Origin of the sequence: Comamonas nitrativorans, assembly GCF_042654765.1 — a bacterium.
Lineage (GTDB): Bacteria > Pseudomonadota > Gammaproteobacteria > Burkholderiales > Burkholderiaceae_C > Comamonas > Comamonas nitrativorans.
On the sequence record NZ_JBHSEW010000002.1, the window covers coordinates 282520 to 298632 of the forward strand.

General features: G+C 62.2%; 16 protein-coding genes. 4 read left to right on the forward strand and 12 right to left on the reverse strand.

What is annotated here, in order from left to right; translation table 11 throughout:
* The 8 genes from ACFO3A_RS03730 to ACFO3A_RS03765 all read right to left on the reverse strand — a co-directional run bounded on the left by ACFO3A_RS03730 (position 1) and on the right by ACFO3A_RS03765 (position 9722).
* Positions 1 to 1863, reverse strand: a complete 1863-nt coding sequence (locus tag ACFO3A_RS03730) for a diguanylate cyclase (protein ID WP_377724085.1) — start codon at positions 1861 to 1863, stop codon at positions 1 to 3.
* A 93-nt stretch (positions 1864 to 1956) separates the two neighbouring features.
* A complete protein-coding gene (locus ACFO3A_RS03735; protein WP_377724087.1) occupies positions 1957 to 3441 on the reverse strand; it encodes an amino acid permease in 1485 nt (494 codons plus the stop codon).
* Between the two features lie 233 nt (positions 3442 to 3674).
* Positions 3675 to 4469, reverse strand: a complete 795-nt coding sequence (locus ACFO3A_RS03740) for an ABC transporter ATP-binding protein (RefSeq protein WP_377724089.1) — start codon at positions 4467 to 4469, stop codon at positions 3675 to 3677.
* 22 nt (positions 4470 to 4491) lie between these two features.
* Complete coding sequence (locus ACFO3A_RS03745; protein ID WP_377724091.1) at positions 4492 to 5379, reverse strand: ABC transporter permease; 888 nt, start codon at positions 5377 to 5379, stop codon at positions 4492 to 4494.
* A gap of 78 nt (positions 5380 to 5457) precedes the next feature.
* Positions 5458 to 6420: an ABC transporter substrate-binding protein gene (locus tag ACFO3A_RS03750; RefSeq protein WP_377724093.1), complete on the reverse strand. Its 963-nt coding sequence runs from the start codon at positions 6418 to 6420 to the stop codon at positions 5458 to 5460.
* Positions 6421 to 6653: 233 nt separating this feature from the next.
* Entirely contained in the window at positions 6654 to 8354 is a 1701-nt protein-coding gene (locus tag ACFO3A_RS03755) for an electron transfer flavoprotein-ubiquinone oxidoreductase (RefSeq protein ID WP_377724094.1), read from the reverse strand.
* 117 nt (positions 8355 to 8471) lie between these two features.
* Positions 8472 to 9074 (reverse strand): peroxidase-related enzyme, encoded by a 603-nt coding sequence (locus ACFO3A_RS03760; RefSeq protein ID WP_377724095.1) that lies wholly within the window; start codon positions 9072 to 9074, stop codon positions 8472 to 8474.
* 102 nt (positions 9075 to 9176) lie between these two features.
* Positions 9177 to 9722, reverse strand: a complete 546-nt coding sequence (locus ACFO3A_RS03765) for a LuxR C-terminal-related transcriptional regulator (protein WP_377724337.1) — start codon at positions 9720 to 9722, stop codon at positions 9177 to 9179.
* 111 nt (positions 9723 to 9833) lie between these two features.
* On the opposite strand from ACFO3A_RS03765, the gene ACFO3A_RS03770 reads away from it, so the two are divergent.
* Both ACFO3A_RS03770 and ACFO3A_RS03775 read left to right on the forward strand, forming a co-directional pair.
* Positions 9834 to 10541: a CoA transferase subunit A gene (locus ACFO3A_RS03770; protein WP_377724097.1), complete on the forward strand. Its 708-nt coding sequence runs from the start codon at positions 9834 to 9836 to the stop codon at positions 10539 to 10541.
* A gap of 1 nt (position 10542) precedes the next feature.
* Entirely contained in the window at positions 10543 to 11181 is a 639-nt protein-coding gene (locus ACFO3A_RS03775) for a 3-oxoacid CoA-transferase subunit B (protein WP_377724099.1), read from the forward strand.
* A 125-nt stretch (positions 11182 to 11306) separates the two neighbouring features.
* Here the strand turns inward: ACFO3A_RS03775 and ACFO3A_RS03780 are convergent, their stop codons facing one another.
* Genes ACFO3A_RS03780 through ACFO3A_RS03790 form a run of 3 tightly spaced genes read right to left on the reverse strand, consistent with a single transcriptional unit; the run spans position 11307 to position 13031 of the window.
* Positions 11307 to 11765, reverse strand: coding sequence for a DUF192 domain-containing protein (locus tag ACFO3A_RS03780; protein WP_377724102.1), 459 nt, complete (start codon positions 11763 to 11765; stop codon positions 11307 to 11309).
* A 6-nt stretch (positions 11766 to 11771) separates the two neighbouring features.
* Complete coding sequence (locus ACFO3A_RS03785) at positions 11772 to 12320, reverse strand: NUDIX hydrolase (protein ID WP_377724103.1); 549 nt, start codon at positions 12318 to 12320, stop codon at positions 11772 to 11774.
* A gap of 15 nt (positions 12321 to 12335) precedes the next feature.
* Positions 12336 to 13031: a fumarylacetoacetate hydrolase family protein gene (locus tag ACFO3A_RS03790; protein WP_377724105.1), complete on the reverse strand. Its 696-nt coding sequence runs from the start codon at positions 13029 to 13031 to the stop codon at positions 12336 to 12338.
* Positions 13032 to 13110: 79 nt separating this feature from the next.
* On the opposite strand from ACFO3A_RS03790, the gene ACFO3A_RS03795 reads away from it, so the two are divergent.
* Positions 13111 to 13974, forward strand: coding sequence for a purine nucleoside phosphorylase YfiH/LACC1 family protein (locus tag ACFO3A_RS03795; protein ID WP_377724106.1), 864 nt, complete (start codon positions 13111 to 13113; stop codon positions 13972 to 13974).
* Here the strand turns inward: ACFO3A_RS03795 and ACFO3A_RS03800 are convergent.
* Entirely contained in the window at positions 13888 to 14226 is a 339-nt protein-coding gene (locus ACFO3A_RS03800; protein WP_377724108.1) for a hypothetical protein, read from the reverse strand. The genes ACFO3A_RS03795 and ACFO3A_RS03800 overlap by 87 nt on opposite strands.
* A gap of 140 nt (positions 14227 to 14366) precedes the next feature.
* On the opposite strand from ACFO3A_RS03800, the gene phaC reads away from it, so the two are divergent.
* Positions 14367 to 16058, forward strand: a complete 1692-nt coding sequence (gene phaC / locus ACFO3A_RS03805; RefSeq protein WP_377724110.1) for a class I poly(R)-hydroxyalkanoic acid synthase — start codon at positions 14367 to 14369, stop codon at positions 16056 to 16058.
* The last annotated feature ends 55 nt before the right edge of the window (positions 16059 to 16113 follow it).

The following is a 16113-nucleotide window of genomic DNA, read 5'->3' on the forward strand; positions in this document are numbered from 1 at the left end:
CTACCTTGGCTGCAGGTTCGGGTGCCAGGTGCATACCCGGTTGCGTCCGGTGTTTTTGGCGTGGTACAGGGCCATGTCGGCCCGCTGCAGACACAAGGCGGCATCGACCTCGTCGCCGGCCAGGGGGCAAATGCCGAAACTGGCCCGAAATTCCAGAGCCCCGGCCGAGGTGGGCGCCGGGTTCTGCTCCAGGCTTTGGCGCAGCCGCTCGGCCAGCGCCTGGGTCTGGGCCAGGCTGGTACGGGGCAGAAGGATGGCAAATTCCTCCCCGCCCACGCGGCCCGGAACGTCCGACGTGCGCAGGCCCTGGCGCAGCAGTTGCCCCAGGTGGTTCAGCACTTCATCGCCCACGCCGTGGCCGTAGGTATCGTTGATGCGCTTGAAGTGGTCGATGTCCAGGAAAATCAGTGCCGCTTCGGGCGCTTCCTGGGTGCGGATGGCGGCGCATTCGCTCTCCAGCGCCAGCATGAAGGCACGGCGGTTGGGCAGGCCGGTGAGGGCATCGGTCAGGGCGAGCTGTTCCAGTGCCGTCTGGCGCTGGTGGCGGGCAGTGACATCCTGCACCAGGGACAGGCGCCCCAGCGCCTGCTGGTCGGTTTGCAACAGGAACTGCACGACTTCAAGCACCCGGCCATCGCTGAGTGCCACCGCTTCGCCTTGCGGCGCTTCCACATCGGGCTGCGTCGGCAGCAAGACGGTCTGCAATTCCTCGGGAATCCGGGCCAACAGCATGGAGCGGGTGATTTTCTGGCCCGGTGGCAGATGCAGCAACTGCGTCAGGGCGGGGTTGATGGTGATCTTTTCCGGTTCCAGCGGGTGTTCCAGCACCACCCCGCCAGGAAAACGCTTGACCAGCGCGGCGAGCTGCTCCTGCGCCAGATGCAGCCGCGCGATCATGCGCTGGCGCTGGACGCTGAAGTGCGCCAGCAGGGCCGCGCCCAGAATGCCCAGCAGGGTGCCGATGGCGCTGAATACCAGGTTCTCGTGAATACTCTTTTCCAGCGGTGCGAGAACGGCCCCCTGATCCACCCCGGCAGTGATGCGCAGGCCGAACTGGGGCACCATCTCCCAGGCATAAAGACGTTGCACTTGATCGACGGGCGAGACGGCAACGGCACTGCCGTGGCTGGGCGAGGCATTGAGGACGGTGGCCACGTCCAGAATGCCGGTGCGGTCCAGCACCTGCTCAGGGTGCAAGGAGCGGGCCAGAAAGCGGCCATCGGCACGCCGCAGGGAAATCACGTCGTTGGGCTGGTTGAAAACGTCATGGAAAAAGCTGGTCAGGTAATCGCAGGGGATGGAAATGACCAGCACGCCACCGAACTGGCCGTTGCGCTGCAAAGCGCGGCTTACCTGCACCGTCCATTGCTGCGAGACGCGGCCCAGCACAGGCGCTCCGACGTACAGCCCGGAAATCCTGCCTTCGGCGTGGACGAGAAAATGTTCCCGATCGGTAATGAGCACCGTTGTTTGCGGCTGTCCATGCGGAGCCAGGGAGGAATAGACGATTTTCCCCTGGGCATCGGCAATGGCCACCTGGGCAATGGCCTGGTCGAAAGGCGGCCGGGCGAAGGACGCCAGAATGCGTTCCTCGGCCGGTAGCTCTGTGGCCGCATGGGCGAGGGCGAAGTTGGCCGTGGCGTAGTCGATGCTGGAAAACAGCATGCTCACCTGGTTGGCGAGGACGTGGGCTACCTGGGTGACGCGCAGCTGGGTCTGTTTTTGCAGACTCTGTCGCTGCTGCTCGTGGCTGTTCAGCAGCACCGCCCAGTAGCTGAACGCAAGGAACAGCAGCGCTACCAGCCCGGCAACGGTCTTGCCGGGCAGAAGACGGAGCGAACAGAATGCAGGCGGCGAAGGCATAAGGGGAGTATGCCGCCTTCGGCTCTCCGGGCGCAGCATTCCTGTGCAGATTTCGGCGCAGACTCACGCTGCCTGCGCAGTTTTACAACAGGTTCAGCGCCCGCCCTGCACATCCATCTCGGCATAGCGCACCACACGGCTGCCCTTGACCAGTCGGTAGCCCAGCCAGATGGCGGCAAACAGCGGCAGGCCGATATAGGTGGCGATCACGCCATTCCAGTCGATGCGCTCCTGCAGGAAGGCCTCCCAGTTCTGCCCCAGGGTGATGACCAGGCACAGCACGAAGGCAAAAATCGGCCCGAACGGAAAAGCCGCTGCGCGGTAGGGCAGGGCGGCGGTGTCGAAGCCCTGGGCCTCGCAGCCCTTGCGGAAGCGGTAATGGCTGATGGCAATCCCCAGCCAAGCAATGAAGCCGCACATGCCCGACAGGTTCAGCAGCCAGATATACACCGCCTGCGGGCTGAAGATATTCGTCAGAAAGCACAGCGCGGCAATCGCCGTGGTCGCCAGCAGGGCGGGCAGCGGCACCCCCCGGCGGTTGACGCGGGCAAACAGCCTGGGCGCCATGCCTTGCCGTGCCAGCGCGTACAGCATCCGGGTGGAGGCATACATGCCCGAGTTGCCCGCCGACAGCACCGAGGTCAGCACCACCGCATTCATCACCGCCGCGGCCGAGAGCAGGCCGGCCCGCTCGAACACCAGGGTGAAGGGGCTGACGCTGATGTCGCCCAGCTCGTTGCGCAGCAGCTGCGGATCGGTGTACGGGATGAGCAGGCCGATGATGAGAATGGCGAACACGTAGAACAGCAGAATGCGCCAGAACACCTTGCGCACCGCCTTGGGCACGTTGCGGGCCGGGTCTTCGGATTCGCCGGCGGCAATGCCGATCAGTTCCGTGCCCTGGAAGGAGAAGCCGACGATCATCGCCACCCCGATCAGCGCCGCAAAGCCCCCGGCAAACGGTGCATCGCCCTGGGTGAAATGGGCCAGGTTGCCCCACAGCCCCTCGGGCGAGCCGCCGCGCAGGATGCCCAGCACCATCAGCAGGCCGATGGCGATGAACACCAGCACCGTGACCACCTTGATGGCGGAGAACCAGAACTCCGACTCGCCAAAGCCCCGGGCCGACAGCGCGTTCAGGGCAAACATCAGCGCCAGGAAGGCCGCGCTCCAGAGCATTCCGTTGGCATCCGGAAACCAGTAGGCCATGACCAGTTGCGCCGCCACCAGATCGACGGCAATCGTCACTGCCCAGTTGTACCAATAGTTCCAGCCCAGGGCGAAGCCGAAGCCCTCGTCCACGTACTTGGCCCCGTAGGTGGCGAACGAGCCGGAGACGGGCAGGTGCGCCGCCATCTCGCCCAGGCTGGTCATGAGGAAATACACCATCAGCCCCACCACGGCATACGCCAGCAGGGCACCGCCGGGGCCGGCCTGCGAGATGGTGGCCCCCGAGGCAACGAACAATCCCGTGCCGATCGAGCCGCCGATGGCGATCATCGACATGTGGCGGGCCTTGAGCGTGCGTTGCAGCGACGGGGCGGTGGGGGCTGGAGAGGAGGAGGTGGCAGAGGCCATGGGCAGTTCGCAGGAGGCGGGCAAAAAAACGAAAGGCCGCAAAGCGGCCTGGGGGAAAGCACTCTGGAGTAACGCAGGGGCGATTGTCTGCGATGACACGCATCGCATGAAACGATGGGGTTAAAGAGAGTGAATAAGAAAACAGGAGCTGCTTGCGCTGATATATATTGGATTTCAATAATAAATCATATTGAAACCGTTGATATATCAGCACAAACAGCTCCTGTTTTCCATCATCCTAGCAGCAGCGCATCGTCCGAGAGCTTTTCGCCCCGCACCTTCTCGAACATCTGCAACAGGTCGGGCACGTCCATGCGGGCGCGTTCCTCGCCGCTGACGTCCAGCACCACCTGGCCCTGGTGCAGCATGATGGTGCGGCTGCCCACGTCCAGCGCCTGGCGCATGCTGTGCGTGACCATCATGGTGGTGAGCTTGGATTCCTCCACGATGCGGCAGGTCAGTTGCAGCACGAAGTCCGCCGTGCGCGGGTCGAGCGCCGCAGTGTGTTCGTCCAGCAGCAGGATGCGCGAGGGTTGCAGCGCCGCCATCAGCAGACTGATCGCCTGGCGCTGCCCGCCCGAGAGCAGGCCGATGCGGTCGGTCAGCCGGTTTTCCAGGCCCAGGCCCAGCATGGCCAGCCGTTCGCGGAACAGGTCGCGCATTTCGGCCTTGACGGCGCGGGTCAGCTTGCGAAAGCTCCCCCGGCACTGCGCCAGGGCCATGTTTTCCTCGATGGTCAGGTCTTCGCACGTCCCGGCCATCGGGTCTTGAAAGACGCGGGCCACGCGCTCGGCGCGGCTCCAGACGGGCATGTTGGTCACGTCCAGGCCGTCGATCTTGATGGTGCCGCCATCGACGCTCTGGTCGCCGGAGACGGAGTTCAGGAACGTCGATTTGCCCGCCCCGTTGGAGCCGATCACGGTGACGAACTGCCCGGTGGGAATCTCCAGCGACAGGCCGCGCAGGGCCTTGGTCTCGATCGGGGTGCCGGGGTTGAAGGTCAGACGCAGGTCTTGCGCACTCAGCATAAAACTTCCTTTTTCGTGCGCGTTACGAAACGCGGGCGTTGAGCTTGCGCTTGAGCTGGGGCAGCACCAGCGCCAGCGTGACCAGTACGGCAGTGACCAGATTCAGGTCCTGCGCCTTCAGGCCGATGAAGTCGCTGTTCAGCGCCGCTGCAATGAAAAAGCGGTAGACGATGGCGCCCAGCACCACGGCCAGCGTCGCCCAGATGATGCGGCGCGACGGCAGGATGGATTCGCCCACGATCACCGCGGCCAGACCGATCACGATGGTGCCGATGCCCATCGAAATGTCGGCCCCGCCCTGGGTCTGCACGAACAGGGCGCCGGCCAGCCCGACCAGCGCGTTGGAAATGGCCATGCCCAGCAGCACCATCGCCCCGGTATTGATGCCCTGGGCGCGGGCCATGCGGGCGTTGGAGCCGGTGGCACGAATCGCCAGACCGCGCTCGGTGGCAAAGAACCAGTCCAGCAGCACCTTGGCCAGCACCACGATCACCAGCAGCACCAGGGGGCGCAGCACGTAGTCTTCCATGCCCTCGGGCTGGAGCTGGGTGAACAGCGTCGGCTCGGTAATCAGCGGAATGTTCGGGCCGTCCATGATGCGCAGGTTGACCGAATACAGGCCGATCATCATCAGGATGGAGGCCAGCAGGTCCATGATTTTCAGCTTCACGTTGAGCCAGCCCGTCACCAGCCCGGCGGCGGCCCCGGCCAGAGTGGCGCCCAGGGTGGCAATCCACGGGTTGAAACCGGCGACGATCATCACGGCGCAGACGGCCCCGCCCAGGGGAAAGCTGCCGTCCACCGTCAGGTCGGGGAACCGCAGCAGGCGAAAAGAGATGTAAACGCCCAGCGCGACCAAGGCAAAAATCAGGCCGATTTCAACCGCGCCAAGCAAGGAAAACAAAGACATGGGAGAGCCACCATCGAAGGGGGAGGAACGAAAAAAGGCAGGGGCCGCCGGCACCTGCCTTTGCATTGAACGCAGAGGTTATTGCACGACCTGGGCCGCCTTGTCCAGCAGCGACTGGGGCAGCTTCACGCCTTGCTTCTCTGCCGCGCCGGGATTGACGAACAGCTCCAGCTTGTCGCTGGTTTCGGGCTTGATGTCACCGGGCTTTTCGCCCTTCAGGATGCGCACCACCATGCGGCCGGTCTGCTCGCCCAGATCGCGGTAGTTGATGCCCAGGGCGGCAATCGCTCCGCGCTTGACCGAATCGGTGTCCGAAGCGACCAGGGGAATCTTCGCTTCCTGGCCGACCTTGACCAGGGCTTCATAGGCCGAAACCACGTTGTTGTCGGTATTCGTATAGATCACGTCCACCTTGCCGATCAGGCTGCGGGCAGCGCTGCTCACGTCCACGGTGCGCGGGGCAGAGGCTTCGACCAGCGTCAGGCCCGCTTCGGGCAGCAGTTTTTGCAGTTGCTTGACCACGACCACCGAGTTGGCCTCGCCCGGGTTGTAGACCATGCCCACGCGCTTGGCGGTGGGGACGACTTCCTTGATGAGGTCGATCTGCTTTTCCAGCACCAGCATGTCCGAGACGCCCGTCACGTTGGTCTTGGATGCGTCCCAGCCCGGCACCAGCTTGGCGACCACCGGGTCGGTCACGGCCGAAAACACCACGGGCACGGATTTGCTGGCAGCCACGGCAGCCTGGGCCGAAGGTGTGGCGATGGCGACGATGGCATCGGGCTTGTCGCCGATGAACTTGCGGGCAATCTGCGCGGCGGTGCCGGTATTGCCCTGGGCGCTTTGGTACTGCCACTTGAGGTTTTTGCCGGCCTCGTAGCCGGCTTCCTTCAGGGCGGCCTGCACGCCGTCACGCACGGCATCGAGGGCAGGGTGTTCCACGATGGCGGTGACGGCCACGGATTTTTCTTCGGCGGCGTGCGCTGCCGTCAGGCTCAACAGGGACAGGGCGACGGCAGATGCCAGGGCTTTCAATTGCATGGTTTGTCTCCAGCGGAACGGATGGGGGAAATTTGAGGTGGGGCAAGTCTAAGTCAGCAGGTGTGACGAAAAGCTTTGAAATCCCAGGGTTTGCACGCAGACCGGGCAGTGCTTGCAAAGCGCTTGCATAAAAATGCTCGAACGTGCTTTTTTATGCAGAATTTGTGAGTTTTTATGAAAAATAGCCCAGTAAATGGGCTATTTTTTGCAGAAAACCTGAAACTGACGCAGTTTTACATGCCTGCGTAGGTCGGCCCGCCGCCGCCTTCGGGCGTCACCCAGGTGATGTTCTGGGTCGGATCCTTGATGTCGCAGGTTTTACAGTGTACGCAGTTCTGCGCATTGATCTGCAAGCGCTTGCCGCCGTTGTTTTCGTCATCGACCATCTCGTACACCCCTGCCGGGCAGTAGCGCGTCTCCGGCGCAGCGTATTGGGCCAGATTGATATTGACCGGCACGCTGGCATCTTTCAGCAACAGGTGCGCCGGCTGGTCTTCGCTGTGGTTGGTGCCGCTGATGAAGACGCTGGAGAGGCGGTCGAACGTCAGCTTGCCATCGGGCTTGGGGTAGTGGATGGGCTGGCACTGGGCGGCAGGCTTCAGGTAGGCATGGTCGGGCTTGTCGCGGTGCAACGTCCAGGGGATATTGCCCTTGAGCAGGAATTGCTCGATGCCGTTCATCACCGAAGCGGTGGACAGCCCCTTCTTGAACCAGGCCTTGAAGTTGCGCGACTTGTACAGCTCGTCGTACAGCCAGCTGTTTTCAAATGCCGCTTCGTAGGCCGAAAGGGTGTCGCCCTGGCGGCCTGCGGCAATCGCCTCGTAAGCGGCCTCGGCGGCCATCATGCCGGTCTTGATGGCGGCGTGGCTGCCCTTGATGCGGCTGACGTTCAGGAACCCGGCTTCGCAGCCCACCAGCGCCCCGCCTGGGAAGACGAACTTGGGCAGGCTCAAAATCCCGCCTGCGGTAATGGCCCGGGCACCGTAGGACAGGCGCTTGGCGGGCTTGATGCCTTTGGCCTCGTCGCCTTCGAGGTACCAGCGGATATTGGGGTGGGTCTTCCAGCGCTGCATCTCCTCGAACGGCGAGATGTACGGATTGGCGTAATCCAGCCCGGTGATAAAGCCCAGGGTGACCAGATTGCCCTCCAGGTGGTACAGGAAGCCACCGCCATAGGTGTCCGGTTGTAGCGGCCAGCCGGCGGTATGCACCACGGTGCCCGGCTTGTGGCGGGCCGGGTCGATCTCCCACAGCTCCTTGATGCCGATGCCGTAGGCCTGCGGGTCTTTACCCGCATCCAGCTTGAAGTGGGCAATCAGCTGCTTGCCCAGGTGACCACGGGCGCCTTCGGCAAAGATGGTGTATTTGCCGTGCAGCTCCATGCCCAGTTGGAAGTCCCCGGTCGGCTCACCGTCCTTGCCGATGCCCATATTGCCGGTGGCCACGCCCTTGATGCTGCCATCGTCGTTGAACAGCACCTCGGCAGCGGCAAAGCCCGGGAAAATTTCCACGCCCAAAGCTTCGGCCTGATCGGCCAGCCACTTGGAGACAAAGCCCAGGCGCACGATGTAGTTGCCCTCGTTGTGAAAGCACTTGGGCAACAGCCAGTTGGGCGTGCGCAGCGAGGATTTTTCGCCCAGGAACACCATCGCATCGTTGGTGACCGGCTGGTTCAGGGGAGCGCCCTTGGCTTTCCAGTCGGGAATCAGCTCGGTCAGGGCCTGCGGGTCCATGATGGCCCCGGACAGGGTATGCGCCCCGGGCTCGGAGCCTTTTTCCAGCACCACGACCGATACATCCTGGCCTTTTTCCTGCGCCAATTGCTTGAGGCGGATGGCCGTGGACAGGCCGGCCGGGCCGCCGCCGACGATGACGACGTCGTATTCCATGGCTTCGCGCGGCCCGTACTGGGCCAGGATTTCTTCGTTGGTCATAAGGGGTGTCTCGTAAAGTTGGTAAAAAATAGAACGACCGTTCTATTGTATTGCCGGAAAATCGCCGCGCATTCTATGCCCCTAGCGGGCACTCAAGTCTTCCGGCAGGGCGAGTGTCTAGACGGCTTTGTTTCTGGGGACGCGGCCCATCAGATAGAACTCGGGGTTGGGCTGCATTCCGGTCACGCTGACCAGACGGTTGGAGAGGCCGAAAAACGCCGTGATTGCGGCAATGTCCCAGATGTCTTCATCGTCAAAGCCGTGGGCATGCAGGGTGGCGAAATCGGCATCATCGACTTCGTAGCTGCGCTGGCACACCTTCATGGCAAAGCCGAGCATGGCCTTCTGGCGGGGCGTGATGTCGGCGTTGCGGTAGTTGACGGCCAGCTGGTCGGCAATCAGCGGGTTTTTCTCGTAAATCCGCAGCACGGCGCCGTGGGCCACCACGCAATACAAGCATTGATTGACGCTGCTGGTGGCCGTGACGATCATTTCGCGCTCGCCTTTGCTTAGATTTCCTTCTTCCTTGAGCATCAAGGCATCGTGGTAGGCAAAAAATGCCCGCCATTCCGCCGGGCGGCGTGCCAGCCCCAGGAACACGTTGGGAATGAACCCCGCCTTTTCCTGTATTTCCAGAATGCGGGTGCGAATGTCCTCGGGCAACCCCTCCAGTGCAGGAAAGGGATAGCGGACGGGGCCGGGCGTAGCAGGTGTGGTCATGGCGGTGAAGTTTACGTTTACGGAAACGTCAAGCATAAGAGCGAAAAATCTTACGGGTTGCTGACAATTTATCCGGATAAACCCTTGCTGTTTCTCGCGAACTCAACTGGCTCCAACCAGCTTGTGTACCAGATCTGCCGTGGTATTCGCACCGTATTTGCGCATCAGCCGGGCGCGGTAGATTTCCACCGTGCGGTGGCTGATGCCGAGGACGCGGCCAATTTCCTTGGAGGTCATGCCGTCGAGCAACCGGGCGGCCACTTCACGCTCGCGGCTGGTCAGGTCGGCTTTCACGGGGCGCTGCTGGCTCAGGTCCTCGAAACTCCAGATGCCGCTGGCGTGCGGATTGCTGCGCTCCAGCGCCCGGCCCGTGACGTGGCACCAGAAGGTCTCGCCATTGGCGCGTTTCATGATGCGGTTGTCGCTGTAAAAACCCTTGGCGTTCAGGATCGGGGCCATGCGCTGGCCCTGGCGCTCGTACTCCTCCAGGCTGGGGTAGAGCAGCAGAAACGATTGACCGATCAGTAATTCCCGCGAAGCGCAGAACATTTCACAGACGCGCTGATTGCAATCCACCATGTGGCGATCACGTGAAACCACCAAGCCCACGGGGGCCATTTCAAAGGCCAGACGGTAATCCAGTTCCATCGATGTCATGGGTGATCTGCTTCTTTCATCTTTCAGGGTAGATCGCTAGGAAATACTACGTAGCACATTACGTAGTATCGTATGCGACATTCGTTCTAACAAGGAGGCAATGTGAAAAAACTCTACCCCAGTGCAAGCGCAGCGCTGCAAGGCGTGGTTGCCGATGGCCAGCTGCTGGCCGTTGGCGGCTTCGGCCTGTGCGGCATCCCCGAGGCGCTGATCGACGCCCTGCGCGACAGCGGCGTGAAGAATCTGACCGTGGTGTCCAACAACGCCGGGGTCGATGGCTTCGGCCTGGGCAAGCTGCTGGAGACGCGCCAGATCAAGAAAATGATCAGCTCCTACGTCGGCGAGAACAAGGAATTCGAGCGCCAGTACCTCGCAGGAGAGCTGGAGCTGGAGTTCACCCCCCAGGGCACGCTGGCCGAAAAGCTGCGGGCCGGCGGCGCAGGCATTCCCGCCTTCTTCACCAAGACCGGCGTCGGCACCCTGGTGGCCGAAGGCAAGGAACTGCGCGAATTCGACGGTGAAACCTATGTGATGGAGCGCTCCATCGTCACCGACGTCTCGCTGGTCAAGGCCTACCGCGCCGACAAGAGCGGCAACCTGCAATTTCGCCTGACTGCACGCAACTTCAACCCCGCTGCGGCCACTGCCGGCAAGCTGTGCATCGTCGAAGTGGAAGAAATCGTGGAAGTGGGCGACATTGCCCCGGACGACATCCACCTGCCCGGCATCTACGTCCACCGCATCGTGCATAACCCCACCCCGGAAAAGCGCATCGAAAAACGCACCCTGAGCGAGAAAAAAGGAGACTGATATGCCTTGGACGCAAGACCAAATGGCCGCGCGTGCGGCGCAGGAGCTGGAAGACGGCTTTTACGTAAACCTGGGCATCGGCATCCCGACCCTGGTGGCCAACCACACCGGCGACAAGGAAGTGTGGCTGCAATCGGAAAACGGCATGCTCGGCATCGGCCCCTTCCCGACCGAGGACGAGGTCGATGCCGACCTCATCAACGCCGGCAAGCAGACCGTCACCACGCTGCCCGGTTCGTCGATTTTCGGCTCCGACCAGTCGTTTGCCATGATTCGCGGCGGCAAGATCAACCTGTCCATCCTCGGCGCGATGCAGGTCAGCGGCAAGGGCGACCTGGCCAACTGGATGATTCCCGGCAAGATGGTCAAGGGCATGGGCGGGGCGATGGATCTGGTGGCCGGCGTCAAGCGCGTGATCGTGCTGATGGAACACGTCGCCCGCAAGAAGGACGGCACCACCGACCTGAAAATCATCCCCGAATGCACCCTGCCGCTGACCGGCGTGGGCGTGGTCGATCGCATCATCACCGACCTGGGCGTGATGGACGTGACGCCCGAAGGCTTGAAGCTGGTCGAACTGGCCCCGGACGTGACGTTTGACGACATCCAGTCCAAAACCGGCGTGCCGCTGCTGCGGTAGGTTGTTATTGAAGCCGTTGCTTCTCAAAAGATAGCTTCTAGCGCCCGCCATGCGGGCGTTTTGCATTGTTTCATAGCTGAAACTGTTGATTGGTGTGCGGTAGCAGCTATCGTTTATCTCTGGAGCTAACGAGAAAACACGGCCCCTTTGATCTGGCTACCCGCCTTCAACCCCTTGCTGGCAAACCAGCCCTGGTTCATCTCCAGCACAAAGCGCACCGGCACGCGCGAACAGTGGGAGTTTTCGTCCAGCGGCTGCATGTCGGCCAGATTGACGATGGTGCCATCGTCGGCAATGAAGGCGGCAGTCAGCGGCAACGGGGTGTCCTTCATCCAGAAGCATTGCACCCCGGGGCGCTCGAAGACGAACAACATGCCTTCGTGGGGCGGCATGCTCTGGCGCTGCATCAGGCCGATCTGGCGCTCGATCGGGCGGCTGGCCACCTGGGCATCGATGCGGAACATGCCGGCCCGCAGCTCCATGCGGGGCAAGTCCAGTTGCGGAATCTGCTGAGCTAGGACGTTGCTGGCAAGGCAGGCCGTCAGGCCGAGCAGGGAGGTCATTTGGCGCAGCAGGGCGGGCATGGGGCGTTACTCCAGGCTGAAGCAATGCACCTGGGTGCCTTGCGGGTTTTCCAGAAACCGGCGCAGGGTGTAGCTGACGGTGCGAAAGGACAGTTCCTCCCACGGGATGTCCGCCGGGGCGAACAGGCGGGCTTCCTGGGTTTCAAAGCCGGGGTCGAATTCCAGGCTGCGCAGGCGAGCGCAAAAGAACAGATGCACCTGGGCGGCAGGGGGCACGCTGATGACGGAGAACAGCCGACCCAGTTCGATGTCGGCGCCGGCTTCTTCATCCGTCTCGCGGGCGGCGCCTTGCTCCAGGGTTTCGTCCAGCTCCATGAAACCGGCAGGCAGCGTCCAGGTGCCGAAACGCGGCTCGATGTTGCGCTTGCACAGCAGGATGCGGCCATCGTCGGCCACGGGGATGGTGCCGACGACGTTGAGCGGGTTCTGGTATTGGATGTGGCTGCATTGCGGGCAGACGGCCCGCACGCGGGCGTCGCCATCGCCCGGCAACTGGTGGCACACGGCATGGCCGCACTGGTTGCAGAACCGGATGGGGCGGGGGTAGTAGGACATAGGCCGCGCGTCCGCTTACACCAGCCGCACTTGCAACGGGGCCAGCCCGGCCACGGTGGCATCCAGAACGTCGCCGCGCTGCACGGCAGCCACGCCGGCGGGGGTGCCGGTCATGATGAGGTCGCCGGCTTGCAGCTCCCAGGCGGTGGAAAGCGCCGCGATGATTTCCGCAATGTTCCAGATCATCGCTGCCGTGCTGCCACTTTGGCGCGGCTGGCCATTGACGTGCAGGGCGATCTGCGCCTGCTGTACGTCACCGGCTTGCGCTGCGGGGGTGATGGCGCCGATGGGGGCGCTGGCATCAAAGCCCTTGGCAATGCACCAGGGGCGGCCCTGCTTTTTCAGTTGCGCCTGCAGGTCGCGGCGCGTCATGTCCAGCCCGACGGCATAGCCCCAGACGTGGCGCAGGGCATCCTGCACGGCAATGTTCCTGCCGCCGCTGCCCAGGGCTACGACCAGTTCCACTTCGTGGTGCAAGTCGCTGGTCAGGCTGGGGTAGGGCATTGCTACCGGGGCACCCGCAGGGGCGCTGACGACGGCATCGGCCGGTTTGGCAAAAAAGAAGGGCGGCTCGCGCCCGGTATCGCCCATCTCCTGGGCGTGATCGACGTAATTGCGGGCCACGCAATAAATGCGGTGGATGGGAAAACGCTGCGTACTGCCGGTCACCGGCAAACTGGCTTGGGGCGGGGGCGAAAAGACGAAATCCATCGAAAACTCTCACGGAAAAAGCATGGCAAAACCAGCGCCCAAGTGTGCCATGCCCAGCCGGCGCTGAAAGCCTCTTGCTATGCTGCACGCGATGAAGAACGATGCACCTTTGCCCTTCGCCTGGCTGCAACCCGACTGGCCCGCCATCGCCGGGGTACACGCCATTTTTACTACGCGTGCCGGCGGGGTGAGTGCCAGCCCCTGGGACAGCATGAACCTGGGCGACCATGTGGGCGACGTCCCGCGTGACGTGGCAGACAACCGGGAGCTTTTCACGCAGGCGCTCACGCAGATCGGCGGGCACAGCGTGCAGCCCCAATTCCTGCAGCAGGTGCATGGGGTACAGGTTGCCCGGTTGCCCCTGGCCGCAGCCGACGGTCTGGCGTTTGATGCCTGCATCACCGCCGAACCGGGCCATGCCTGCACCATCATGGTGGCCGATTGCCTGCCGGTTTTGATTGCGCACCGCTGCCTGGGCATTGTGGGCGCGGCCCATGCTGGCTGGCGCGGTCTGGCAGGCAGCGCCGGAATCGGGGTACTGGAGCAGTTGTGGCATGCGTATTGCAGTCTGGCTCGTCAGCAGGGCGGCGGCAGCGCTGCCGACATTGCCGCGCAAACCCAGGTCTGGCTGGGCCCGTGCATTGGCCCGCAGGCGTTCGAGGTCGGCGCCGAGGTGGTTGCCGCCTTCACGGCGGCTGCGCCGCCGCAGGCGCAGCGCTGTTTTACGCCTGGAAAGGCAGCACACAAATGGCAGGCCGATTTACCCGCACTGGCCCGCCAGCGGTGGCAGGCGCTGGGCGTGCAGCACCTTTACGGCAACGATTCCAGCGCACCGTGGTGTACGGTGGGCAATCCGCTACGTTTCTTCTCGCACCGCCGCGATGCCGGTGTTTTGGGCAGCACCGGGCGCATGGCCGCTGCGATCTGGCGCACCGGCGTCTGAAGGCGGCAGTTCGGTGGCTGCCGCTGCCGTGGCCTGGGCGGCATCCCATTGCTGCTGCTCGTGCTGCCGCCGGGCACGCAAGCGGCGCTTGCGCTCGGGGGTGCCCAGAATGTAAACCAGGATGACGCAAGGCAGCAGGCCGTAAAAAATGAACGTTATCGCAGCGCCCAATAGGCTGCCGTTGGGGGCGCTGGCTTCGGCTACGGTCATCATCACGGTGACGTAGAGCCAGGCAATCACGATTAAATACATCTCGGTAGTATCGGGGAAGGGTAAACGCGGAAAAGAACGGTTTTTAAAGCCTAGTCAGGTTACTCTGGTTTATATTGTCACTCTGATGTGAATTGGCAACAATCTGACGAAACGTACTTATCAAAAAGGAGTATTGGTCTATGGCCTCGGAACCCATCTGGACGGAGGGCGTTCAACAATTTTTCACCGAGCATTGGGCCAAAGCCATGCAGACCTTCGGTCAGTTGGGTGCAGCCCCCTCAGCGGAGGCAGCCCAGGTGCAGTTTGACATGGAAAAACTCCAGTCGCTGCAGCAAAACTATATTGCACAGGCAAGCCAGTTGTGGAGCGGTGGCATCAGCAACCCGCCGCAGGTGCCTGATGACCGTCGCTTTGCCAGCCCCAACTGGGCCAAGAATCCCCTGGCTGCATTTACGGCAGCAGCGTATTCGCTCAATTCGCAGGCACTGATGGGCATGGCCGAAGCGGTGCAGGCCGACGAAAAGACCCGCCAGCGCATCCGTTTTGCCGTCGAACAGTGGGTGGCGGCCATGGCACCGAGCAATTTTTTGGCGCTCAACCCCGATGCCCAGCAAAAAGCCCTAGAAACCAAGGGCGAGAGCCTGACCAAGGGGCTGCAGAATATGCTGCAGGATATGGGAAAAGGCTATGTTTCGATGACCGACGAGAGCGTTTTTCAGGTCGGGAAAAACGTTGCCACCACCGAAGGGGCCGTTGTCTATGAAAACGAAATATTCCAGCTGCTGGAATATAAGCCGTTGACGGAAAAGGTCCATGAGCGTCCATTTTTGCTGGTGCCGCCCTGCATTAATAAATTTTATATTCTGGATTTGCAGCCCGAAAATTCGCTGATTCGCTATGCGGTCAGCCAGGGGCAGCGCACCTTTGTCATCAGCTGGCGCAATCCCGATGCCTCGTGCGCCGAACTGACATGGGACGACTATATCGAACGCGCCGTCATCGAGGCCATTGGTGTGGTGCAGGAAATCGCTGGTGCCAAGCAAATCAATGCGCTGGGGTTCTGCGTTGGCGGCACCATGCTCTCCACGGCCCTGGCTGTTCTGGCGGCCCGTGGACAAAAGCCGGTTGCCAGCGTGACCTTGCTCACGACCTTGCTGGACTTTACCGATACGGGCATCCTGGACGTCTTTATCGACGAGGCTTTCGTGCAGACACGCGAAGCCCAGATGGGGCAGGGCGGCCTGCTCAAAGGCCAGGAGCTGGCCGCCACCTTCAGTTTCCTGCGCCCCAACGACTTGGTATGGAACTACGTGGTCGGCAACTATCTGAAAGGGGAAACCCCGCCTGCGTTCGACCTGCTCTATTGGAACAGCGACTCCACCAATCTGCCCGGCCCTTGGTACGCTTGGTATTTGCGCAATACCTACCTGGAAAACAATCTGATCAAGCCGGGCAAGCTCACCGTTTGCGGCGAGGTGCTGGATATGGGAACGCTGGACATGCCGGTGTATATCTACGGTTCGCGCGAAGACCATATCGTGCCCATTCATGCGTCTTACGCGGCCACCAAGGTGCTGCCGGGCGAAAAACGTTTTGTCATGGGCGCTTCGGGCCATATTGCCGGGGTTATCAACCCGCCGGCAAAAAACAAACGCAGCCACTGGATTCGTAGCGACGGCGCATTGCCCGAAACGCTGGAAGCCTGGCAGGAGGGCGCCGAGGAATTGCCCGGCAGCTGGTGGAGCGATTGGTCGAACTGGCTCAAAGGCCACGCAGGCAAGCTTGTTCCTGCGCCCAAGCGCTATGGCAAGGGCACGAAATTCAAGGAAATCGAGGCCGCACCCGGCCGCTACGTACTACAAAAAGCATAAGAACGCTTCGGCGTTCCGAAGGCTGTTTTGTATTTCTTTACCTTTAAGGAAAACT